The 23,808-nt window shown below is 50.8% G+C and carries 16 protein-coding genes; 10 read left to right on the top strand and 6 right to left on the bottom strand.

The window, feature by feature from the left end; genetic code table 11:
* Positions 1 to 9: 9 nt before the first annotated feature.
* The 3 genes from AC1XTG_RS03130 to AC1XTG_RS03120 all read right to left on the bottom strand — a co-directional run bounded on the left by AC1XTG_RS03130 (position 10) and on the right by AC1XTG_RS03120 (position 5,441).
* On the bottom strand, positions 10 to 3,546 hold the full coding sequence (locus tag AC1XTG_RS03130) for a TonB-dependent receptor (protein WP_484840983.1): 3,537 nt from the start codon (positions 3,544 to 3,546) through the stop codon (positions 10 to 12).
* 47 nt (positions 3,547 to 3,593) lie between these two features.
* On the bottom strand, positions 3,594 to 4,778 hold the full coding sequence (locus AC1XTG_RS03125; RefSeq protein ID WP_484840982.1) for a FecR family protein: 1,185 nt from the start codon (positions 4,776 to 4,778) through the stop codon (positions 3,594 to 3,596).
* A gap of 69 nt (positions 4,779 to 4,847) precedes the next feature.
* Positions 4,848 to 5,441, bottom strand: a complete 594-nt coding sequence (locus tag AC1XTG_RS03120) for an RNA polymerase sigma factor (protein ID WP_484840981.1) — start codon at positions 5,439 to 5,441, stop codon at positions 4,848 to 4,850.
* A gap of 141 nt (positions 5,442 to 5,582) precedes the next feature.
* On the opposite strand from AC1XTG_RS03120, the gene AC1XTG_RS03115 reads away from it, so the two are divergent.
* Positions 5,583 to 6,080, top strand: a complete 498-nt coding sequence (locus AC1XTG_RS03115) for a DUF1579 domain-containing protein (RefSeq protein ID WP_484840980.1) — start codon at positions 5,583 to 5,585, stop codon at positions 6,078 to 6,080.
* A gap of 20 nt (positions 6,081 to 6,100) precedes the next feature.
* Here the strand turns inward: AC1XTG_RS03115 and AC1XTG_RS03110 are convergent, their stop codons facing one another.
* Positions 6,101 to 7,099 carry a 2-hydroxyacid dehydrogenase gene (locus AC1XTG_RS03110; protein WP_484840979.1) on the bottom strand — a complete coding sequence of 333 codons (999 nt, stop codon included), beginning with the start codon at positions 7,097 to 7,099 and terminating at the stop codon, positions 6,101 to 6,103.
* Positions 7,100 to 7,281: 182 nt separating this feature from the next.
* Here AC1XTG_RS03110 and AC1XTG_RS03105 point away from each other — a divergent pair, with 182 nt between their 5' ends.
* The 7 genes from AC1XTG_RS03105 to AC1XTG_RS03075 all read left to right on the top strand — a co-directional run bounded on the left by AC1XTG_RS03105 (position 7,282) and on the right by AC1XTG_RS03075 (position 15,408).
* Positions 7,282 to 8,316: an SDR family NAD(P)-dependent oxidoreductase gene (locus AC1XTG_RS03105; protein WP_484840978.1), complete on the top strand. Its 1,035-nt coding sequence runs from the start codon at positions 7,282 to 7,284 to the stop codon at positions 8,314 to 8,316.
* Between the two features lie 78 nt (positions 8,317 to 8,394).
* Positions 8,395 to 9,204: a helix-turn-helix domain-containing protein gene (locus AC1XTG_RS03100; protein ID WP_484840977.1), complete on the top strand. Its 810-nt coding sequence runs from the start codon at positions 8,395 to 8,397 to the stop codon at positions 9,202 to 9,204.
* Positions 9,205 to 9,278: 74 nt separating this feature from the next.
* Positions 9,279 to 10,223 carry a helix-turn-helix domain-containing protein gene (locus tag AC1XTG_RS03095; RefSeq protein ID WP_484840976.1) on the top strand — a complete coding sequence of 315 codons (945 nt, stop codon included), beginning with the start codon at positions 9,279 to 9,281 and terminating at the stop codon, positions 10,221 to 10,223.
* Positions 10,224 to 10,310: 87 nt separating this feature from the next.
* Positions 10,311 to 11,150 carry an SDR family NAD(P)-dependent oxidoreductase gene (locus AC1XTG_RS03090; protein ID WP_484840975.1) on the top strand — a complete coding sequence of 280 codons (840 nt, stop codon included), beginning with the start codon at positions 10,311 to 10,313 and terminating at the stop codon, positions 11,148 to 11,150.
* Positions 11,151 to 11,571: 421 nt separating this feature from the next.
* On the top strand, positions 11,572 to 12,576 hold the full coding sequence (locus AC1XTG_RS03085) for an ATP-binding cassette domain-containing protein (RefSeq protein WP_056287088.1): 1,005 nt from the start codon (positions 11,572 to 11,574) through the stop codon (positions 12,574 to 12,576).
* Entirely contained in the window at positions 12,569 to 13,921 is a 1,353-nt protein-coding gene (locus AC1XTG_RS03080) for an HlyD family secretion protein (RefSeq protein WP_484840974.1), read from the top strand. Before AC1XTG_RS03085 ends, AC1XTG_RS03080 begins: the two co-directional genes overlap by 8 nt.
* A gap of 32 nt (positions 13,922 to 13,953) precedes the next feature.
* The gene (locus tag AC1XTG_RS03075; protein WP_484840973.1) at positions 13,954 to 15,408 is read left to right on the top strand and encodes a TolC family protein; all 1,455 of its coding nucleotides are present in this window, start codon (positions 13,954 to 13,956) and stop codon (positions 15,406 to 15,408) included.
* 8 nt (positions 15,409 to 15,416) lie between these two features.
* Here the strand turns inward: AC1XTG_RS03075 and AC1XTG_RS03070 are convergent, their stop codons facing one another.
* Both AC1XTG_RS03070 and AC1XTG_RS03065 read right to left on the bottom strand, forming a co-directional pair.
* Entirely contained in the window at positions 15,417 to 16,049 is a 633-nt protein-coding gene (locus tag AC1XTG_RS03070; protein ID WP_484840972.1) for a response regulator, read from the bottom strand.
* Between the two features lie 62 nt (positions 16,050 to 16,111).
* Positions 16,112 to 19,102 carry a sensor histidine kinase gene (locus AC1XTG_RS03065; RefSeq protein ID WP_484840971.1) on the bottom strand — a complete coding sequence of 997 codons (2,991 nt, stop codon included), beginning with the start codon at positions 19,100 to 19,102 and terminating at the stop codon, positions 16,112 to 16,114.
* Between the two features lie 499 nt (positions 19,103 to 19,601).
* Here AC1XTG_RS03065 and AC1XTG_RS03060 point away from each other — a divergent pair, with 499 nt between their 5' ends.
* Positions 19,602 to 20,570, top strand: coding sequence for a c-type cytochrome (locus tag AC1XTG_RS03060; RefSeq protein ID WP_484840970.1), 969 nt, complete (start codon positions 19,602 to 19,604; stop codon positions 20,568 to 20,570).
* Positions 20,571 to 20,730: 160 nt separating this feature from the next.
* Positions 20,731 to 23,799, top strand: coding sequence for a SusC/RagA family TonB-linked outer membrane protein (locus AC1XTG_RS03055; protein ID WP_082489246.1), 3,069 nt, complete (start codon positions 20,731 to 20,733; stop codon positions 23,797 to 23,799).
* The last annotated feature ends 9 nt before the right edge of the window (positions 23,800 to 23,808 follow it).

The raw sequence follows: 23,808 nt of genomic DNA, 5'->3' as shown, positions 1-23,808 counted from the left end.
CGGGTTTAGTTAAAATGTGAGGTTTACGCCGAGGGTGTAGGTACGTGCCAGCGGGTAGCCGTTGAAATCCACGCCGGGTGTCAGCGAGCTGCTTCCATTCAGGCTTTGCTCAGGGTTATAACCCAGGTATTTGGTAAAAGTCAATGCATTTTGTACCGAAAGACTTACGCTTGCCTGCTGCATGAAAATGGCTTTGGCGGCTTTCTCAGGCAAGGCATAACGCAGGTTCACGTTCCGGATGCGGAAGAACGAAGCGTCTTCAACAAGCAGGCTCGAAACGTAGCTTACGTTCCCTCCCGTAGGCGACACATTGGCGCGTGGCGTGCGGCCGTCACCGGGGTTTTCGGGCGACTGCCAGCGGCCAAGTACATCCTTGCGGCTGTAACTTCCATTCACCAGACCGATGTTTCTGCGCGATCCGTTCAGCAGCTGGATACCCTGCACACCGTCGGCCAGAATGCTGAGGTTCAGGCGACCGTAGCTGAAATTATTGGTGATACCGTAGAAAAAGTCGGGACTGTTGTCGCCGATGATCGTGACGTCACTTGGAGTGATCACGCCGTCGCCATCAATGTCGCGGAATTTGAGGTCACCCGGGCGGGAACCTGTGCTTCCCTGTACCACCGGACTGTTCTTTACATCTTCCGCATCACGGTACACACCGATCGCATCATACCCCCAGAAGCTTCCGATTGGCGAGCCGATTTTTGTAATGTGTGTATTTGGACTGAAAGAAGGACTTTTCGAGATAATCGCATTACCCGAAGGACCCAGCCTGACCACTTTATTTTTGTTAAAAGAAATATTGAAGTTGGTAGACCATTTGAATGCGCCGGTGAAATTTTTGGAGCTCACACTAAATTCCCAGCCTTTATTATTGAGCTTGCCAATATTTTGCAGCGCGGTTTCGTAGCCTGTGGAGGCAGGTACCGGTACATTCAGCAGCAGGTCGGTCGTGTTTTTGTTGTAATAATCAATTGTAAATGTCAGCCTGTTTCTTAAAATACCAAAGTCAATCCCGATATCCATCTGGTGCATCATTTCCCAGCCCAGCTGCTCGTTGGTGATCGAGCCGGGATATAATCCGTAAGCCACAGTACCGGTACCCGCGCCCAGGCTGTACCGGCGGTTGGAAAGCAAACCAATGTGATTGTAGTTACCGATCGTGTTGTTACCCGCCAATCCATAGCTCGCACGGAATTTCAGGTCTGTTACCACTTGCTGGCCTTTCATGAATTCTTCTTCCGACAGGTACCAGCCCACCGAAGCAGACGGGAATGTACCCCATTTGTTGCGCGCGCCGAAGCGGGAAGAACCATCGCGGCGGATCGTCGCAGAAAGCAGGTACTTGCTTGCAAAAGTGTAGTTAACACGACCGAGGTACGAGAGCAGCGACCATTCCGAAATGCCCGTTCCGCCCGCAGTAACCTGGCCTGCATTGAGGGTAGGTACAAGGTCAGTCGGGAAGTTGGTAGCAGACATGGAGGAGTACTCAGATTTGGCTTTTTGGGACGTAAAACCAGCCAGGATGTCGAGCTCGTGTTTATCGTTAAAGGTCTTTTTATAGGTCAGGATATTCTCATTGAGCCAGTTCAGGTCGCGGATACTGCTTGCCGTGGCACGGGCTTGTACCGGCGCAGGTACTCCATTCCAGCCCAGGTTGGACGGGTAGAAAGCGGCTTGTCGTGAATCGGCATAGTCCAGACCGAAGGATGTACGGAATTTCAGGCCGTCAATGATATCGATCTCCGCATACACATTACCCAGCGTGCGGAAGAAGCTCTTTTTGTCTTTGATTTTGCTGGCAATCGCAACCGGGTTGTCAATCACACCAATGTTATAAGGCGAAGGCCCCAGTAAAGTAGTAAACGAACCGTCGGCGTTGTAAACAGGCACAGTAGGAGGGAGCGAAAGCGCCGAGCCGAGTATCCCGCCAGTGAATACCTGATCTTCTACCGGCAGCAGCTTGTTTGACGAAAACGAAGGCGATAAGTTCATTCCAACCTTCACGTTTTTGGAAACGCGGTGATCGAGGTTAATGCGTGCCGAGTAGCGGTCGAAGCCCGTATTCATCACGATACCATCCTGGCGGAAATACGCGCCTGACATAAAAAGCTGCGTTTTGTCAGTTCCACCTGCCACCGAGAGCTGGTAATTTTGAATGGGCGCAGTTACAAAAACCTCATCTTGCCAGTCGGTACCCTTGCCGAGCGACTGCGGGTTCTGGAACATTTCAGGGATCTGTAAATTGGCCGGTCGCGCGCTGTTTGGATCTGTTGCCTTGCCGCCGCGGTCTACCCACGCATTGTTCCGCGCCTCGGTATTGTACATTGCATATTCGCTGGCGTCCAGCATTTCAATCTTGTTCGCTACTTCCTGAACACCAAAGTAAGCATCAAACTGAACCACCGATTTGCCCGACTTGCCGCGCTTGGTAGTGACCAGTACTACCCCGTTACTTCCCCGCGAACCGTAAATGGCCGCCGCAGAAGCATCTTTTAATATCTCGATGGATTCAATGTCGCTGGGGTTGATGGTAGAAAGTGCATTGAAGCTGCCATTGAAATCGGCAGATACCGGAAAACCGTCAATCACATAAAGCGGCTCGTTTCCGGCCCCGATCGAACCTGTTCCCCGCACACGCACTGATACACCTCCGCCCGGCGCGCCTTTGGTTTGCGCCACATTCACCCCCGCAATTTGTCCGCCCAGCGCCTGGTCGAGGCTGGTAACCGGCTGATTCGAAATGCTTTTCATCGGCAGCGAGGCCACCGAGCCTGTTATGCTGCTTTTATTCTGGGTACCGTAGCCGACTACGACTACGTCATTGAGCGACTTGGTATCCACCGACATGCCGAAACTGATTTCCTGTCTGCTGCCTACTGCAATTTCCTGACTTTTATAACCCACAAAACTGGCGATCAAAACCAGCTGTTCCTGCGCTGTTTCAGGTACATTCAGCCTGAATTCTCCGTTAGCATCGGAGGTAGTCCCGTTCTGCGTGTTTTTCACGAGAATGCTCACGCCAGGGAAAGGATTGCCGTTTTCGTCGGTTACCCGTCCGCGGATCAGCCGGTCGAGATTGTGCGGCGGTTCTTCAATGCTCCGGTAATTGAGCTGGATGTTCGGTTTGATCTCCGGCGTTTTTACGGGCATCAGATTTTCCTGCGGCTGCCTTCTGGGAACCGCTTTCAGGACAATGTTCTGATTGAAAATCTTGTAGGAAACCGGAAGGTCCTGGAACACAGCGCCGAGCGTCTGGTCGATATCTGCATTCTTCACCTGCACCGAAACCTTCTGGCCCTCGGGCAAGTCGAGCTTGTCGTACAGAAAAAGGTAGTTCGTTTGCTTCTCAATCGTTTTCAGGACGCTTTTCAGCGGTGTGTTTTTCGCATGGATCGAAATCTTCTGGCTGAAACCATCAGCCGTGACCTGCGAGAGTGTTACGATCAGCAAAAGCATTATCCGGGTCATCGCGATACAAATTTGGGCAGCAAGATAAGGCCGCTTACGACCTGCCACGCAGGGTAAGTAGTGGTTTTTCATAAAAATTAAAGGTTTAGGATAGTTTAAACGTAATACTATATACGCGCTTACTGGTCGATGATGATCTGCTTGTTATCGAGCTTGCAGTTGACACCCGCATACCGGAGCATACCTACAATCTCCGACAAGCTAACCTGTCGCGACACGCGCCCCGTGAACTGTTTCAGGGGGATTTTTCCATTGTAATTGATCCCGACATCATACCAGCGTGAAAGCTGGCGCATTACTTCTTCCACACTCGCATCCTGGAAATAGAACTCGCCGTTTTTCCACGCGACGGCCTCTTCAACAGGTGTGTACTTTGTTTTGATCTGCCCCGTAACCAGGATCGCAGCCTGCTGGCCGGGTTTGAGGCGGGCATTCTGACCCACATTCTTAATGTCGACAGAACCTTCCACGAGCGTTGTTTTGGAAGCGCCTTCCTCAGGGTACGCCATGATGTTGAAGCTCGTGCCAAGTACCAGTACTTCCGATTGGTTGAACTTCACCCTGAATGGTTTGCTCTTGTCTTTGGCCACTTCGAAGTAGGCTTCGCCGGTAATTTCAACCTTCCGTTCCGAGGCTGCAAATGCCGACGGGAACCGGATGGACGAGGACGCATTCAGCCAAACCTTGCTGCCGTCGGGCAGGCGCACCTGGTACTGGCCGCCTTTTGGGGTCGACAGCGTGTTCATGCTGATCGTGCCGGTTCGTTCATCTGCTTTTGCATTATACACCAGGATACCCTCCTGCGTTTTCCTGATCTCCGCATTCCCTTGTCGCGCCACGAAGCCGCTTTCTACCTGGTCCAGCGCAATCGCCGAGCCGTCGGAGAGGGTGAGCAGCGCTTTGTTGCCGCCCGGCTTTACGTCGGCCGGATGAGAAATGGCCGCCACGGAAACGCTGTCTTTCAAGCTGTTTTTAGCATTGTACCAGATCCCCAAACCGGTGAGCACGAGCATCGCCGCGGCGGCGTAGCGCAGCCAGTTAAGGCGTACCACCTTTTTCGCGGGAGCGGCTTGCTGGCTGGCTGCATCCAGGATTGCGCTCAGCATTGCATTGCTTTTTTCCTCTGTAAAAAGTGTCTCATTGCCTGTCTGTTCCAGCCAGTTGTTTTTGAGATACTGTTCCAGAAGTGCATCATGCCGACCGGCACGAACCAGGTCCATCAGCTCCTGCGTCTCATCTTCGGTGGCATTCCCGTGGTAGTAGCGGTCAAACAGGTCCTGCAACCTGCGTTCGGTATGATCCATTATCAGTTGATTGTCGAACTTCACCAACAGGACAAACCGGGTAGCCGAAAAGGGGCTATTGAAATGGAATTATTTTGAAAAAAAATAATGAGCTGCGAGCAGGAAGCTTATTATCAGTTTGTTACGTATGTGTGAAGAAATCGATTCAGTTGCGATCTGCAGATATTTCTTCACGGTCTCCCTGGAAATATTCATCTGCGCGGCAATCTCCGCATAGGAGAGGCGCTGGTGGCGGCTCAGCAGGTACACCTGTTTTTGTTGTGGCGGGAGGAGGTCTATCGCCTCGTCGATCAGCAGGTAGCGGTGGTCTTCCTCAATGGTATCCGCCACCGGGAAATGTTCCGAATGCAGATCCACATCCACGATCCTGGCGCTTTCGCTGGCCGCTTTTTTCAGGCAATTCAATGCCGCGTTCTTGGAAATGACATAGAGGTATACCGGGAAATTATCCACCTCCGCAAGCAGTTCTTTGTTGAGCCATATTTTGAGAAAAACATCTTGTACTACTTCCGCTGCCAGCTCTTCTGACCTGGTAATGCGGTAGATATGCATGCCCAGCCGCTGGTGGTAGTGATTGAAAAGCGCAGCAAAAGCACGCTCGTCACCCTCGGACACCCGACGCAAAACTTCGCTTTCCCGATGCATAGCAGTGAGGTAGGGCATTTTGGTGAATGGGCGTATGGTTTGATGAAAATGGGTTAGCGGCGGAAGTTAAGAAAGAGCTTGTATTTTCCATTCTACTGCTAAGTGTTGGTGCAGCTTATATTCTTATTTTTGTTTTGAAAAATGATATAAACAGCCAATATGAGCAAGTCCAAATTCGAGATCTCACTGGAATCCGGCATTCACCAGCACATCCATGCCATGGTCGGGAAGTGGGAGGGTGTTACCAAGACCTGGTTTGAGCCCGGCGTACTCGCCGACGAATCACCTATGTCGGGCAGTATCCAGCCTATCCTGGGTGGGAGGTTCCTGTTGTACCAGTACGAGGGTACTCTGACAGGCAAGCCGTTTGAAGGTTCAGCGACGATCGGGTACGACATTGGCAATGAAAAATTCCAGGTCGCCTGGGTGGACAGCTTTCACATGGGCACTGCGATCATGCTTTCCGAAGGCAGCTCAGTCGAGCACGGGTTTTCCGTGCTGGGCGCTTATGGCGGTCCGGGTATCCCTGTTCCCTGGGGCTGGCGCACGGTGGTACGGCTCAATGAACCCGACCAGCTTACCATAACTGCATACAATATCTCACCGGAAGGCCAGGAAGATATGGCGACTGAAACGGTGTACCGGCGCGTAAGCTAAGTCCCGACCCTTATTTCTGTTTATACAAGAAGCACTGCCTGATTTTCCAGTGTCTCACCTTTGCTGAGCTGATCAATGCTTTTCAGGGTGACCTGCGCAATTTCAGACAGTGCTTCTTCGGTGAAAAACGCCTGGTGCGCGGTTACAAGCACATTCGGGAAGCTCATCAGACGCTGAATGGTATCGTCCTCGATAATGCTGCCTGAAAGATCTTTAAAAAACAGTTTATCCTCCTGTTCGTACACGTCAATACCGAGGTAAGCCACGTGCTTGTTTTTCAAAGCCTGTATCACATCGGCGGTGTTGATCAATCCGCCGCGGCTTGTGTTGATCAATGTTACACCCTTTTTCATGATCCCGAGTGACTGCTCGTTGATCATATAATGCGTATCCCCGTTCAGCGGGCAATGCAGTGAAATGATATCGCTGGTAGCCAGTACCTCATCGAGCGGCGCATATTCGACTCCTGCATTTTTAAGCGCTTCGTTCGGGTAAAGATCGTGGGCGATCACTTTGCAGCCAAAACCTTTCATGATGTGGCAGAACGCACTGCCGATTTTCCCGGTACCGATCACGCCAACTGTTTTGCCAAAAAGATTGAAACCCAGCAACCCGTTCAGGGAGAAGTTTTGTTCCCGAACCCGGTTGTAAGCTTTATGCGTTTTCCGGTTGAGGGTGAGCAGCATGGCCACGGTATGTTCCGCAACTGCCTGGGGGGAATACTCAGGTACGCGGCAAACTTTGATCCCGTGCGACCGGGCTGCTTCCAGGTTGACATTATTAAAGCCTGCACAACGCAATGCTATGATCTTGACGCCCTTTTCAGCCAAAACACCAATTACCTCCGCATTGACCTTGTCATTTACAAAAACACAAACCGCCTTTTCATCCTGAACTGCATTGACGATATGCGGCCCCAAATGGGTTTCCAGGTATTCAATTTCAAAACCAAAAGACTGGTTGTAGGCATTGAAAAACTGCTTGTCATAAGGTTTGGCAGAAAAGAACAGGACCTTCATACGAATGGGTTTAGATGGTAAAAAGTGCAAGGCTGCGGAGCAACGTCAGCCTCAAATGTGTAAAACAATCGGGTATTGTCAAAATCGGTGACGTTCTTAACAAAGTAAATTGACGTTCCTAACAAAATGCGGTCGGCGCGCACCGGGTAATTTTGTCCTATCACTTTTAAACAAAACCTCAAATGGGACAAAGCAATTATCAGGGCGCTTTACAGCGGAAATTAAATTCAGGCTTCCATGCAGCATCGACAGCAGGTGAGGTAATCAGCGGCATCGATCTCACAGGAAAAACCGCGATCGTGACCGGCGGTAATGCGGGTATCGGACTGGAAACCACCAGAGTTTTGGCAGCGGCCGGAGCTACTGTGATCGTTCCGGCCAGGGACGTGGAAAAGGCAAGGAGAAATCTGGCAGGCATTCCGAATGTGGAATTAGGGGAAATCGATTTCATGGACCCGGATTCGATCGATGCATTTGCGGCTGCTTTTCTGGCAAGCGGGCGGCCGCTCCACCTGCTGATCAACAACGCGGGTATTATGTGGGTACCGCTGCGGCGCGACAGCCGCGGGATCGAGTCGCAGCTGGCCACCAACTACCTCGGCGCATTTCATCTCACTGCGAGGTTGTGGCCTGCGCTGGTCAGGGCGCGCGGTGCCAGGGTTATCAATGTATCTTCCCTGGGTCACCAGATGGCGCCTTTTGACTTTGAAGATCCCAATTTCCTGCATCGTGCCTACGAAACCCTGCAAGCGTACGGACAATCGAAAACGGCCAGTAACTTATTTGCGCTCGAACTTGACCACTTCGGAAAAGCGTTCGGTGTGAGGTCATATTCGCTGCATCCAGGTTCCATTCATGGTACGGAGCTTGGCCGGGAGGCTTCGTTGGAGCTTTTTCAGCAAATGGGCTTTATGGATGCAGAGGGTAACTTGTTGCCCGAAGTAGCTGCCTCTCTGAAAACGGTCCCACAGGGTGCAGCCACAACGATCTGGTGCGCCACAAGTCCGCTGCTTGATCATATCGGGGGTGTTTACTGCGAGGATGCGGACGTAGCTGAGCTGAGCCTGGAAGGGAATGCAGGAGAAACGCAGCGCGGGGTCAAATTGTATTCACTGGATGAAACAAATGCCAAAAAGCTCTGGAAATGGAGTGAGGAAATAACGGGTATTTCGTTCGGGGAGGAACGCAATGCGGAAGTGGCACAAAGCCAGCTTTGAGTCGGCCGAGGTTTGCTGTGGATGTTTTTGTTATCTTGATTCAATCGTTTAAGTCTGGCCGGCGGAAAGCCCGTTTTTATGGAACACATTTCAAAATACCTGACAAAAGAAATCAAACTTTCCAGCTACGACGACAAGCTTTTCAAGTCGGACCTGATGTTTGACGATCATATGCTGATCTGGTTTATTTCGGGAGAAACCAAGATCATTCAGGCAGATGCAACTTACTATTTCCGGACAGGGGACATTTTCCTGATCCCCAGAAACCAGCTGGCGACGATTGTGAACTATCCCAAAAACGGCTTACCCCATAAAACGGTGGTCATGCATTTGTCGACCAGCCGGCTCAGGGCGTTTTATGACAAAGTGGAAGTAAGACGCCACGCAGTTCCTGACCAGAAAATATTCAGCTTCAACAACCATCCATTGCTCGAAAGCTGCCTGACTTCCCTGATACCTTACTTTGATGTGAAAGGTGAATTTCCGGAGACGATCGCCTCGCTCAAAATCACCGAGGCGATCACGATCCTGCGCGAGATCGACAGGAATGTAGACAGTGTGCTGGCCAATTTTGACGATCCCGGTAAGGTTGACCTGGTTGACTTCATGCAGCGCAATTTTATGTTCAATATGTCAATGGAAAAGCTGGGTTACCTCACCGGAAGGAGCTTGTCGACCTTCAACCGTGACTTTAAACGGATATTCAATGTGACACCCCAGAAATGGCTTACCGAAAAGCGGCTCGAACTGGCACATTACCAATTGGCGCAGCAAAAGAAGAAGCCGATTGAAGTGTTCCTGGAAGTAGGTTTTGAAGACCTTTCCCATTTCTCATTTGCATTCAAAAAGAAATACGGAGTCGCTCCAACGCAGGTGCAGCAGGTGTAAAATGAACCGGCCAGCGCATTTTGTATCAGTTCGGGCGGCTGTTATATTTGGACAAAGCAAAATTGTCAACACAAATGGAAAACGCAACGATCCCCCGGCTTGAACTCGAAGCTTTTGCGCAGGACAGCTACGAAGTGCCTATGCTTGACGTGACGCATTACCCCGTTGATTCCAGCTTTTTTGTAATAGAAAACCGAGACAACTATCCCGTCAGGAACTACATATCGCCGCATCGCAGGAAGTTTTACAAGATATTTCACATGACTTCCGGTACCGGTGTGCTCACGATTGGGTTGCACAGATATGAAATGGGGCCGAATGAAATCGCATTCCTTCATCCCGACGAGATCATGTCGTGGCAAACTACTTCCAGCGAAACGGGCGGGCATTTCTGTCTCATTCACCCCGGCTACTTCGGTCGCGAAGCAGATCATGTGCTGCAGCTGTTCCGGCAATATCCGTATTTCGCCAGCGACAAAGCGGTTATTCAGCTCACAGACGAGCAGTCTGACCGGATTGACGGCTACTTTAAAACCATGCTGAGAGAAGAGCAGGGCAGCAGTGAAGACAAGAAGCAGGCTATTTTGCTCCATTTGCAGATGCTGCTCCTGGAAAGTCAGCGGGCCGGAAAGAACAGGGCTACCGCTCCAACTCCCGAGGGTTATGGGCATATCTATCGTTTTTTGTCACTGCTCGAATCCGCATTCCAGGTGGAAGAACGAAGTTCGTATGCCAGACTGAAAACTGCGGCCGAGTTTGCGGACGAATTGCAGGTACATCCCAACTACCTGAATGCATTGGTGAAAAGCCAGACAGGAAAAACTTTGCGGGAGCATATTCAGGACCGTTTGCTGCACGAAGCCAAGTCCCTGCTGGTGCAAACCGACTGGGGGATCAACGAGATCAGCGACGGGCTGGGTTTTTCTGGTCAGGCGGCTTTTACCTCATTTTTCCGGAAAAAAACGAATACTTCGCCTTCTGCTTTCAGGAAAAGTACGTTTGTGCCGGTCCATATTTGAAAGTCGCAAATTCACCTGTGATCCGAATAAGTGCCTCTCCGAAGCTTGTGAGCAACTTTGTGTCATACAAATTAACAACTCACAAGCATGGAAACACAAAAGGTATGGTTCGTTACAGGAGCCTCAAAAGGATTGGGTTTAACACTGGTAAAAAATCTGTTGCGCGAAGGCTATAAGGTAGCTGCTACTTCGAGGGATGTAGCCGCACTGCGCGCAGAAGCGGGATATCAAGGAAGTGATTTTTTGCCTTTGGAGGTAGACCTCACAGACAACGCTGCTGTGCAAGCAGCCGTAGCCGAGATCATCAGCAAGCTGGGCGGCATTGATGTGGTGGTCAACAATGCTGGGTACGGACAGCTCGGCACCCTGGAAGAGCTTACCGACGAGGAAGCCCGCAAGAACTTCGATGTCAATGTGTTCGGCTCGCTGAATGTGATCCGTCACGTCATGCCGCACTTTCGTGACAAGAAGTCAGGTGCATTTTTCAACATCTCATCTATTGCCGGTTACCTGGGTACATTTCCGGGTTGGGGGATTTACAATGCGACCAAGTTTGCAGTCGCCGGGTTTACCGAAGCGCTCTCGGCAGAAGCGGCTTCGCTGGGGGTAACAGCGACAGTGGTGTATCCGGGTTATTTCAAAACCAACTTCCTGTTGCAGGGTTCGCTGCGGACAGCCGCCAGCCCGATCGCCGCCTATAAGGAAGCCCGTGACCTGGAAGTACTGCACAATGATCAGATCATAGGAAACCAACCGGGCGACCCAGAAAAAGCTGCCGCCGCATTGATCCAAGTGGCAGCAATGGAAAGCCGGCCGTTGCACCTGTTCCTGGGCTCCGACGCACTCGCAATGGCGCACAGCAAAATCGAGGCTGTTCAGCATGATCTGGCCACATTTGAAGATGTGAGCAGGTCAACTGATTTTTAGTAAATCCGAATTCTATCTTAAAAGCAACCCGGTACCCTGTGCCGGGTTGCTTTGGTTTGCAGGGATTCAGGCAAGAACCACTTTTGAGGTTGTAGCCTGAAACTGTATAATCAGTTACACACAGCTTCTACAAACCTGGCGATTGTAACCGGTCGCTGAGTAAGAATGCCGCAGGTCTGCCAGGTATAACCAGACTGACATTGCCCTGACGCACCCCTGCCTTCGTTGGGTTATGAGCCGAAAATCTTGGATGCATCTGAGAAAAGAACCTGACAAACTGACTTTTGGCATATTTTTTGGTTCCGTTTATCGGGAATGATCTATTAACCCGGCTTTATGAGAGTAAAGCTCCTCGTCAGTCTTCTGCCGTGAACAGGTAAAATGGGAAGCTGGAAAACCATGTTAAACGAATATTAGATTAATGAAGAAGGGACATCATGTCGAAGCTCCCACTGCCTGGGAGAGATTAGTGGGAATGCTTTATGTTGAAAGATCGACAATCAATTTCATTTTCATTTACGCCATTCTGATTGGACTTATCGGGCTCACTTTGCCACTGGGTACAACAGCCGTTTTTAACTTCTTGTCCAATGGCGCATTATTCAGTTCTACGTATATATTGATCGGTATGGTGCTCCTGGGCGTGATTGTCGGCGGAAGTTTGCTGATCGCCCAGTTGACGCTCGTGGAGGTACTTGAACAGAAAATCTTCACAAGAGCCGCCCTGGAATTTGCCTATCGCTTTCCGAGGATCAAAAAATCGGAGCTGGAAGGTGAATATCCTCCGGAACTGGTCAACCGGTTTTTTGACGTCACTACCATTCAGAAAGGACTTACAAAGCTCCTCGTCGACGTGGTCGCATCTACGGTGCAGATCTTTTTTGCGGCGATACTGCTTTCCTTTTACCACCCTGTGTTTATCGTTTTTGGTGTGATAACCGTGCTGGTAATCCTGCTCATGCTAGGGCTATTCTACAAGCAGGGCCTGATGACGAGCATTGAGGAATCGGAGTACAAGTATGAGGTGGTGGCTTATCTCGAATCCGTCGCGGCAGACCTGGACCGGTACCGCAACCAGCCTGCTCAGCTGAGCAAGGTGATCATGGAAACAGACAAGCTTACTTCCAGGTACCTCCGGGCCAGGAATGAGCATTTCAGGATTCTCCGGAAGTTTTTTGCGAGTTCGGTAGCATTGCGGACTGCGTTAATGGGAGGGCTCCTGCTTTTAGGTTCACATTACGTAATTGAAAGACAAATGACACTCGGGCAATTTGTAGCCGCCGAGGTGATCATCGTGCAAATCAGCTACGCAGTTGAAAAATTCATGACCAATCTGAATACACTCTTTGATATGGTAACTGGTAGCGAGAAGCTTGCTGTTGTTACAGATCTTGAACTTGAAGAAAGTGAGGTGAGACATGGCTAACGAAATGCTCGAACAAAACCGGTGGGAAGAAATGGGAGTACACTCCCGGGAACAGATCCTGACCACCCGCGCTCCGAAAGCATTGGGCAAGATCATGATCGGCCTGCTGCTGGTATTTATCATCGTGCTGTTTCTGCCGTGGCGGCAAACCATCCCGGGCCGCGGCTACGTGACTGCATTGCGGCCGGAAGACCGGCCACAAACTGTACAAAACCAGATTGGCGGTCGCATTGAGCATTGGGCGGTAAGGGAAGGTCAGCAGGTGAAAAAGGGAGATACTATCCTGGTAATTTCCGAAACCAGCCAGTCGTACTTCGATCCTGAACTGCCGGTGCGTTTACAGGAGCAGCTGTCTGCCAAAAAAGGCAGTGAAGATGCAGCTGCACAGAAAATGGAAGCGACCAACGCACAAATGCGCGCGCTTACCACAGCACTGTCGATCAAGCTGAATGCGGCGCGCAACAAGGTACGCCAGGCAGAAAACTACGTGACCATCGACAGCGCCGACCTGGTAGCAGTGCGGCGTTTTTACGAAATAGCGAAGTCACGATTGGCGCGGTATGAAGCCGGTTATCAGAACGGGCTCTTTTCGCTTACTGACATTGAATCAAGAAGATTGAAGTTGCAGGAGGATAATGCCAAAGTGATCAGCCAGCAGAACAAGCTGAACAACTCCATTCAGTCACTGCGCAATGCGCAGATCGACCTAGATAACATCAAGGCAGAGTACGATCAGTCGCTGGCGAAAGCACAGTCGGACCTGAGCTCGGCATTGTCGAGCAGGGTAAGCGCGCAGGGCGAAATAGCCAAGCTTCGGAACGAGATATCCAATATCAATATTCGCCGCGGGCTGTACGTGGTACGTGCGCCGCAGAATGGATTTGTAGTCAAAACGCTGAAAGCGGGTATTGGCGAAAATATCAAGGAAGGCGAATCCATTGCCACACTTCAACCTGATGCGCCTTTGGTGGCAGCCGAGATTTACGTGGATGCAATGGATGTGCCGCTGATCCTGAACAACAGCGACGTGCGTTTGCAGTTTGAAGGCTGGCCTTCGGTACAGTTTTCAGGCTGGCCGTCAGTAGCAGTCGGAACTTTCGCGGGTACAGTATCGGTGATTGACCTGGTAAGCAGCGAAGGTGGGAAATACCGGCTTCTGGTGAAGCCGGCCGATCCGGTCCCGGAAAAAGACCAGCCCTGGCCCAAGCAGCTGCGGCAGGGTTCGGGTGTTTACGGGCGCGTGATCCTGCGGTCTGTTCCGCTTTGGTACGAGATATGGCGGTTGCTTAACGGATTCCCGCCGAGCTTGCAGAAGGAGCCGGATGTGCAGGTAGGAGCGAAGTGATGAAAAAGAGAGTGGCCGTAACATTGTTGAACATGGATTACTTAATAAAAGGGGAGCGATTGATCTTCCTGCTGCTGGCGCTTGTTGCCTTTCAGGTAACAGGCCACGCTCAGAACGATACCATTCCCGAAAATGCGCGGGTATTTGCATTGAAGGATTTTGAGCAGATCGTTCTGGCCAATCACCCTGTTGTAAAGCAGGCGGGATTGCTCGGCGAAGAGGCCAGGACGAAAGTGCAGCAAGCGTGGGGTGATTTTGACCCCAACCTCAAAAGCTATTTTGGTAGAAAAACCTTCGGTGGTACCGACTATTATAACAACTGGTCCAACGAGCTCAAAGTGCCGCTCTGGCTGGCAGGAGCAGACTTGAAAATCGGTTACGACCGCAATGTAGGTGCTTACACCAATCCCGAAACGCGCACAGCCCAGCCGGGACTTGCCGGGGTGGGGCTGAGTGTTCCGATCGGCCAGGGTTTCCTGATCGATGCGCGCCGGAATACATTGCGGCAGGCCAGGGTAATGGTCGGCTATGCCGAGGCAGAAAAGATCAAGCAGATCAACCTGGTGTGGTATGAAGCCGTGAAAGATTACTGGGACTGGTTTTATGCATACCGTCAGTTTACATTGATCCGGGAAGGTACCGACCTGGCTTTGAGACGGTTTCTGTTTGTCAAAAATCAGGTACTGATCGGCGATAAGCCAGCCATTGATTCCGTAGAAGCAGCCATTACCTATCAGGAGCGCAGCCTGCAGCTTGAAAAGATCCGCGTGGAGCTGAATAACTCGCGTCTGGTAATGTCAAACCATTTGTGGAATGAGCGCGAAGAGCCGCTGGAATTACCGGAAAATTCCGTCCCGCAGGATACAGAACAGCCGGGTGCGGATTTTTACAAAAACCAGCTGGAAACACTGATCAGCAATGCAGCCACCTCGCATCCTGAGCTGCTGTTGCTGAAAAATAAAGGTTTGCAGCTTCAACTCGAAAGAAACTACCGCAGGGAAATGCTGAAACCCAAGCTCAACGTGAGCGCCTCGCTTATTACCACCAGAACCGATTTTGGCTCTTATGTTCCTGAATATTATGATTTTCAATGGAGCAACTATAAGCTTGGGGTCGATTTTTCCTTTCCGCTATTCTTGCGCAGCCAGAGAGGAAAGCTGAATGAGATCAAAGTAAAACAACGCGCGCTGCAATACGATGTTCAGCAAACGGGCCGGGAGATCAACACCAAGATCCTGAGCTCCTTCAACAGCCTGCAAGCTTACGAATCACAGTTGGTCATTCAGTCCAAAAGCATCGATAACCAGCAGATACTTCTTAATGGCGAACTGGCCAAATTTGACCTTGGGGAAAGTACATTGTTCCTGATCAACAGCAGGGAAACGAAGCTGATTGATATGAAGATCAAGCTGGCGGAGCTTGTGGCGGGCTACCAGAAGGCAGTCGCACAGCTGTACTATTCGGTGGGAACGGTAATCGACAGGTAAGCCGGTAGCTACACCAGCCGCTCTTTGATGGCCAGACTGACGGCCTCCGTAGCGCTGTTCACATACAGCTTGTCGTAAATATTGCGGATGTGGTTATTCACAGTATTATAGGTAATGCGGCATTCGGAAGCGATCAGCTTGTAGCTGTACCCTTTAACCAGAAAGCTCAGTATGTTCTTTTCACGTTCGGTCAGGTGGTAGTCCTTTTTGGCTGTGGACTCTGCCGAGAAATACCTGAGTACCCTGGCGGCAATGCTGCCCGTCATCGGAGCGCCGCCTTCAAGTGCCTCTGTTAAGCTTTCTAAAAACCGCTCCGGACTTGTTTTTTTGAGCAGGTACCCATTTGCGCCAGCCCTCAGGCTTTCAAAAATTCGTTCGTCGTCTTCGAAGTTGGTCTGGATCAATACCGGCAAAGCACCGAAATGCTTTCTGACAAGCCGAGTTGCCTCGATCCCGTCCATGCCTGGCATGTCAATATCCATCAGTACAAGGTCGGGTTTGGAAGCTGTAATATCTGCAACCAGGTTGACTGCATTGGGAAAAGTGCCTGTACATGTAAAATCGCCGGACAGGTTAAGCAGCATTGCCACGCTGCTCAACCGTTCCTGGTTATCGTCGAAAATAATGATCCTTGAAGCCATCGTGCAAAATTACGGGATCAATGCCTGGGATGATATAGCAAATATTTGTTATTGCAACCTTCTCAAAAAATCAGGGTGATTACAGTTCCCTGCTCTGCTGCCGACTCTATTGTCAGTTGCCCCTTGATCTGTAATGCGCGCTGCTGCATGTTTGCGAGCCCATTGCCGCGCTTCGCGGATTTTTGATCAAATCCTTTTCCATTGTCTTCAATCACCATTTTGACCTGGTTCTCTTCCTGTCTGACGACCACGCGCATACTCGTGCAAGCGGCGTACTTGGCTGCGTTGTTGAGTGCCTCTTTGAAGATCAGATACAGGTTTTTGCGCTTCTGCATATCCAGTTTCATGTTTTCGAGCCTTGGATCTGTTTCAAAATGGAATGCAATTTGTTTGGACTCCGCCAGCGCGCTGCCAAACTGGAACATGCGGGCAAATACATCTTCGATCTCGTCACTGCCCGCTTTTACGCTCCACACAATGTCACTGAGCCCTTCCTGCACCTGCTGTGCATTGTTTTTGATCTTTTGTACCACCTGCTGGTGCTCAGGTTTTTCCATTTGCATCAACAGCGCCTGGCTGTAAAAGGTAATGCTGCTGAGCGTGCTGCCGATCTCGTCGTGCATATCGGCGCTGATCCCGTTGCGGATCTGCTGTATTTGCAGGATCTGTCGCAGGCGATAACGGTAAAAAAGATAGAGTACCAGCCCGATGGAAAGCATGCTCAGCAGGTAAAACCACACCGATTTATACCAGGGCGCAATCACCCTGAGAGGTACCTGCCACTCCTGGCTACTCCAGTCAGCGCCTGCTGCGGATACCTGTACCCGGAGCTTGTAGTTCCCTGCCGGCAAACTGTTCAGCAGTAGTTTGTTCCCGTTTTCAAAAATCTGCCAGCGGTCATCGTCCCAGCCTTCCAGTTTGTAGCGAAAGCGGTTGCGCGCGGTATTCTGGTAATCGGGGCTCATGAATGAGAATGCAAAAAGGCGGTCGCCGGGGTTGAACACGATCTCGCTGCCGGGGCGATGGTTGGTTACAGTGTCGGTACGGTTTCGGTCTGCATTGTATTTGGAATAGGAGATCAGCTGCAACGGACGTTCTTTACGGGCACTGAGGTCAATGCGCGCGGGATCGAATGCGACGATCCCGTTTAATCCGCCAAAGTACAATGTACCATCCCGAGATTTCAGGTAAGACCCGTGGTTGAACTCCATGTGCGGAAGTCCGTCGCTGGTACTGTAGTTGTAAAACTTCTGTGTGCGGATGTTGAAACGCGAGAGACCTTTGTTCGTGCTCAGCCAGAGATTACCGCGCGTGTCGGGCAGGGCTGCGTAAATGTTGTTATCAGGCAGACCGTCCTGCATAGTAAAAAGCCGCGCCTTTTTCAGAACCGGATCAATGCGGATCAAACCCTGGCCGGAAGAAGCCCATAATGCATTTTCATGCCAGATCGTGTGGAATATCTGCAAGGCGGGAAGCTGGATCTTGTCTTTCGGATTCTGTCCGAAATGCTCGCGGACAGTTGCATTCTTGTTAATCACATACAAACCATTCGTGGTACTCACCAGAATGCTGCCGTCTTTCCAAGCCATAAAATGGTTAACCCTCACATTCTTGATGTAGGCGCCTGCTTTGTCGTTGAGCAAAACGGGTTTCAGGTCGCGGGTATCTATCGTCGCCATGCCGCCCCAGGTTCCCATCCAGAGCGTATGTTCATTCAGTTTGTAAAAAGTAGTAAAACCGCGGCCGCTTACTGCGGGGAATGCAACCGGGTAATAGACCTCTGTTGCAGGATCGATTTTAATAAACTGGGTACCGTCAGTCACTGCATAAACCTGGTCTTGTGCAAAGAGCACTTTATAGGGAATTACATTGTCGCCGGGCAGATTACTCGGCCGGTGAAGCGCCATATGGCGGCGCATTCCAGTTACCGGATCAATCTGGTGAAGTAAATACGTTCTTCCATCACGATTGAAACCGTAGGAACATACCCATATTTTTCCTGAATCGTCTTCTGTAATACCGCGGATGCTGCTGCCGATATCGCCTGGCTTTTCCAGGGGTACATTGAGGTATTTCCGGAAAATCTCCTCGGTCAGCGTGATCTTGAAAAGTCCGTCTACGCACGAGATCCAGAAGCTGTCATCGGAGCTGAGGTAAGCGGCAAAAAAGTAGCTGGTAGCACCGGATTTCTGCTGCAGCTGGGAAGTCAGGTCGGTGAACTTGCCTGTTTTTTTGTTCAAAAAACCAATGTTCTCAGAGGCTTTGTACCAGCTGTAACCTCTTGAATCGTGACCGATATAGTCGGGAATTAAAGGCGTGTCAATTGCAGTAGCCGGACCAAGCTGTTGTGTTTCGAACACGTATTTGCGCGAAAATGGATCCTTACCGCCTTTTTTCTCATAATAAATAGTCAGCTCCCCGGGGGCAAACTGCACGAGGCTGGAAATTACGATATCACTGTTCAACTGCGCTTTATCCAACAGGTTGATCCGCCGGATGAGTCGCGCATTCGCATCTACCTTATCGAGGAATGTACTGCCTGTAAATGCATATCCATTGTTTTGTTTATCAAAAAAGAGCCTGGTTACCTGTGACTCGAATGCAGGCGAATGTCCAGGGCCGGCCGGCGGCGTATACAATGCGACCGGCACGCGCTTTTTGCTGATCTTCACGAGCTTGCCACCTGGTATCGCCGTCCACGTGTCCTGGTTATTGTCGAAGAAAATATCAAGATTTTGCCTGGTACCCGCTCCTTTCAGATTGCTGGAAGGATCAATGGTCGTGCAGCGCAGATTCACAGGGTCAATCACACTGACGCCATTGTTATGCGCGAGCCAGATATCCCCGCGGGCGCCGGTCCGCATTTGGTTGATCAGCGTGCCGCCACCAATCGAGCGGGTGAGGAGAGAGGTAAAATTTTGAAATGTGTACCCGTCGTAACGCCACAGTTCCTGCCCGGTTGCCACCCAAATAAACCCGCGCCCATCCTCCGCCAGGCAGCGTGTATTCCTGCTGGGCAACCCTTGCTCAGGGCCAAGCAGCTGAATGTTCACGCGCGTTTGAGGCCCCTGCGCCGGACAGGTGATTATGCCAGAATGTACCAGAAAGACAATCAGAGTGAAAACCCAAATTTTGCTCCGAAATAACAGGTGAGCAAACAAAACCAAATTACGCAGCATGCAATGAAGAACGGAGTTGAGAGGAAGATTTAAAAAAGACGACAAATTACCTGCCAAAACCTGCCTGAAATGGTGGATATAGCAAGAATTTGCTATTGCGCCTTGCTTACAGCATGCTTTGTTTTGTCCCCACAAGTTGCAACGACATTCAGGCAGGCTGTTTACCTGGTTACTTCCGGATTAAGTAGCTCTGAACCAATTTTTTACTCAACGTTATTCCTTTTTTACTCAACTTTTTTCAACCACCACACTGAACTTCCATGATGTACGGACGCGCTGGGCAGGCTGCGGGTGACGAAACCTGCTGGCTGTACAGTGACAAATCCGCACGGACCGGCAAGTTCAGCTGCCTAAACGAACATCTGACAGTTACATGAAAGCATTGAAAATTACAGGTAAGATCCTCGCCGGACTGGTGATAGTTGTTGTCGCCGCTATGATTTACGTTAAAGCCGCATTACCTGATACCGGTCCCGCTCCTGACTTGAAAGTAGAACTGACACCAGCTCGCATTGAAAGGGGCAAGTACCTCGCCAACCATGTAACTGTTTGTATGGATTGCCACAGTACCCGCGACTGGTCGCGGTACGCAGGGCCGCTATCGGGCGGTCTCGGTGGGGGCGGAGAAGCTTTTACGCAGGAAATGGGATTCCCGGGTAAGTTTTTTGCACCTAATATCACACCCTACACACTGGCCAGCTGGACGGACGGAGAAATCTTCCGTGCCGTTACCACTGGTGTGAACAAGGATGGAAAGGCGCTGTTTCCTGTAATGGGTTACCACCGGTTCGGACAGCTGGACCAGGAGGATATCTATTCGGTGATCGCCTACATCCGTGGACTGGCGCCGATCAAGAATGATGTGCCGGAATCCGAGCCCGATTTTCCGGTTAATTTTTTGATTAACACCATGCCCCAGAAAGCTGCATTTACGAAGCGGCCCGCCGAAACCGACCAGGTTGCCTACGGCAAATACCTTATTACCGCAACAGGATGCGTGGATTGCCACAGCAAAACTGAAAAAGGAAGTGTAGTGCCGGGCACAGAGTTCGGTGGCGGAATGGAGTTTAGCAGTCCGAATGGCGTAGTACGCTCGCCGAACATCACCATGCACAAGGAAACCGGCATTGGTAACTGGACCAGAGAGGCTTTCGTTGCGCGCTTCAAAGCATTTGCAGACAGCAATTATGTTGCCCCAAAAGTTGCACACGGTGACCTGAACTCACCTATGCCGTGGACAATGTACGGCGGCATGAAGGAGCAGGACCTAAGTGCGATCTTCGCCTATCTGAATACCGTCAAACCGATCGAACACCAGGTTGTCCGAATGGAGAAAAGGTAAGCTCCGCAGCAGTTAACCAGCTGCTTTAATAACACAAATCATCACTGATCTCTCAGAAACGCAGAAAATTTCAGATAAGAATTTATAATCTACAAACTTGGTAGATTAAATAGTTTAAGTAAATTCGCGCTCCGATTTACATAAACTATATCCAATTCTTATGTCTCAACATTTGCGTGTTTCTCCTTTCAGCATGTTGACCCTGGGCTTGCTGCTGCTGGCTTTTCCGGGATTTACACAAAGCCTGGTCAAAGGAAAGGTTACATCTTCCACTGACCAGTCGGCATTGCCCGGGATCAATATTCTGATCAAAGGTTCTACTACGGGTACTTCCACCAATGCGGATGGTACTTTCGAAATCCAGGCCGGTGAAGAGGCGGTACTGGTAATCTCCGGCATTGGTTACCTGACGCAGGAAGTGCCTGTGCGCCGCCGTTCTCAGGTCAATGTGCAGCTGAGCGATGATACGCGCCAGCTCAATGAGCTGGTGGTGGTCGGCTACGGCACTCAGAAAAAGCGTGACCTGACAGGCTCCGTCAGCTCGCTGGATAGCAGGGATTTCAACAAAGGGGTACAAACCTCTGTCGACCAGCTGATTGCCGGGCGCTCGCCAGGGGTACAGGTTACCCAGTCCAGCTCTGAGCCGGGCGGCGGGGTAACGATCCGCATTCGTGGGGCCAACTCCATCAATGCCAATAATGAACCTTTGTATGTGATCGACGGCCTGCCGATTAATAACACTTCGGTGGTACCCAGCTCGACGGTGGTCACGGAACAGGCTCCGCGCAACCCGCTCAATGCATTGAACCCCAATGATATTGAATCCGTCGAAATCCTGAAAGACGCTTCTGCGACGGCGATCTACGGCTCACGTGGTGCGAACGGGGTTATTCTGATTACCACCAAAAAAGGGACCAAGGGAAAATTGAATGTGAATTACGCGCTGTCCGGCGGTATTTCAGAAGTGACGAAAAGGGTGCCGATGCTGAATGCAAAGCAGTATACGAGTCTGCTCAACGACCTGCGCGCCGACCAGAAACAGGCACCGGAGTTCTCTGCCGAGCAGATCGCGCAAATAGGAGCGGGGACTTACTGGCAGGATGAGATTTTTCAAAAAGGGTCTGTTCAAAACCATCAGCTGAGCTTCTCGGGTGGGCAGGATAAATTCAATTACTATGCTTCGCTGAACTACCTTGACCAGAAAGGCGTGGTGATCAGCTCAGGGATCAAAAAGTATGTAGGTCGCGTCAACCTGAATTATTCTGATGAAAAGTTCAAGTTCGGACTCAGTCTGAATTCCAGCAATGTAAAGGATGATTTTGTACCAAATGGCGTGAGCGTCAATGAGAGCGCGGGTGTGATCAACACGGCTATTTTCCAGGATCCCACGCTCCCGATCAGGAATGCAAATGGTACCTGGGCGCAGACACAGATCGTTAACCTCGAAAATCCCGTGGGACTGGCCAGCGAGGTAAGCGATTTTGCCACTACCAACCGCACATTCGCGAGTGTATTTGCAGAGTACTTCTTCCTGCCTTCGCTATCTGCCAAAATCAACTTCGGAACAGACCGCCAGGATTCGCGCCGCGACATTTTCACTTCCAGGCTTACCAAAAGGGCAGAAGGTACCAGGGGCGTTGCCAATGTGCTCACGAGCAATTCTTACAATAACCTGATCGAAGTTACAGCGCGTTACAGTAAAGCTTTGGATAAAAACAACCAGCTTGAAATACTTGGCGGGTACACTTTCCAGGAATTTGAAACAAGCTCACTTACGGCGGGGGCGCAAAACTTCCCCCTCGACGCGCTGGGTACGGATAACCTTGCTGCCGGTGCACAAAGCACATTTTCGCTTGGTTCGGGTCGCACTAAAAACCAGCTGCTTTCCTACCTTGGCCGCATTAACTATAATCTTTTTGACAAATACCTGCTCACAGCCTCCATTCGCGCCGACGGTTCGTCGAGGTTTGGGGACAATAACAAATACGGCGTTTTCCCTTCTGTTGCATTGGGCTGGCGCATCAAGGACGAGTTGTTTCTCAAAAATGTCCGCTCAGTCACTGATCTGAAATTCCGCGCAAGCTATGGGGTAACCGGCAACCAGGATATCGGCAGCTACAAATCGCTGGTGCTGCTCGGCCCGCAGGGACAGGCGATTTTTGACGGCGCTCCCTATGTAGGTATCTCTACTACCCAGCTCCCCAACCCGGACCTGAAATGGGAAACCACCACGCAGCTCGATTTGGGCATCGATTTCGGGGTGCTGGATAACAGGCTCACAGGGAGTATTGACTATTTCCATAAGCAAACCAAAGATCTGCTGCTGCAACTTCCCGTGCCGCGTACGACGGGTTTTACCACTACATTCAAAAATGTGGGCGGCCTGAAAAACTCGGGATTTGAGCTGGGGCTGAATTCGATCAACATTACTGCGCCATTTACCTGGCGGACTGCGGCCAATTTCTCGACCATTAAAAACGAGGTAACCGATCTGGGCGCATTGCCTTTTATCCTGGGCGGCTCGGCGGGCTTCACCAACGATTTTACGATCATCCGCAAAGGCGATCCGCTCAATGCCTACTATGGTTACATTGTTGACGGTGTTTTCCAGACTGGTGAGGATATTGCCTCTTCGGCGCAGCCTTTGTCGCGGCCGGGTGAGTACAAGTACCGGGATGTAAATGGCGACGGGGCGATTAACTCGCAGGACCGGACGATCCTCGGTTCGCCGTTTCCCAAATTCACTTACGGGCTGAACAACGATTTCACTTACGGACCTTTCAACCTGTCGTTTTTCTTCCAGGGGGTGCAGGGCAGCAAGATGTTTAACCTGAACCGGACCGAGTCTGAAAACCCGATTTCTTTCCGGCGCAACCGGCTGCTTGAAACCTATACCGACCGCTGGACGCCAACCAATCCGACGAATAAAAACTCCTCTGCTGTCCCCGTCGCGGTGGCTTACACGAGTAATGTGAACAGCCGGGCGGTGGAAGATGCCTCTTACCTGCGCCTCAAAACATTGCAGCTCACCTACAACTTCCCGACTGCCAAATGGAAATATGTACGCAATGTGCAGATATACATAACCGGGCAGAACCTGTTTACCATTACGAAATACACGGGCTACGATCCCGAAGTGAGTGCATTCGGAACCTCCAATGTGCGTGCGGATTACAATGCATTTCCGCTTTCGCGTACTTACACGGCCGGTTTGAGTATTAATCTTTGATATTGATAA

This window comes from Dyadobacter sp. HNCC25DJ183, from assembly GCF_056895175.1.
Note: the sequence above shows the minus strand (reverse complement) of the source record. Positions and strands in the feature narration are given on the sequence as shown.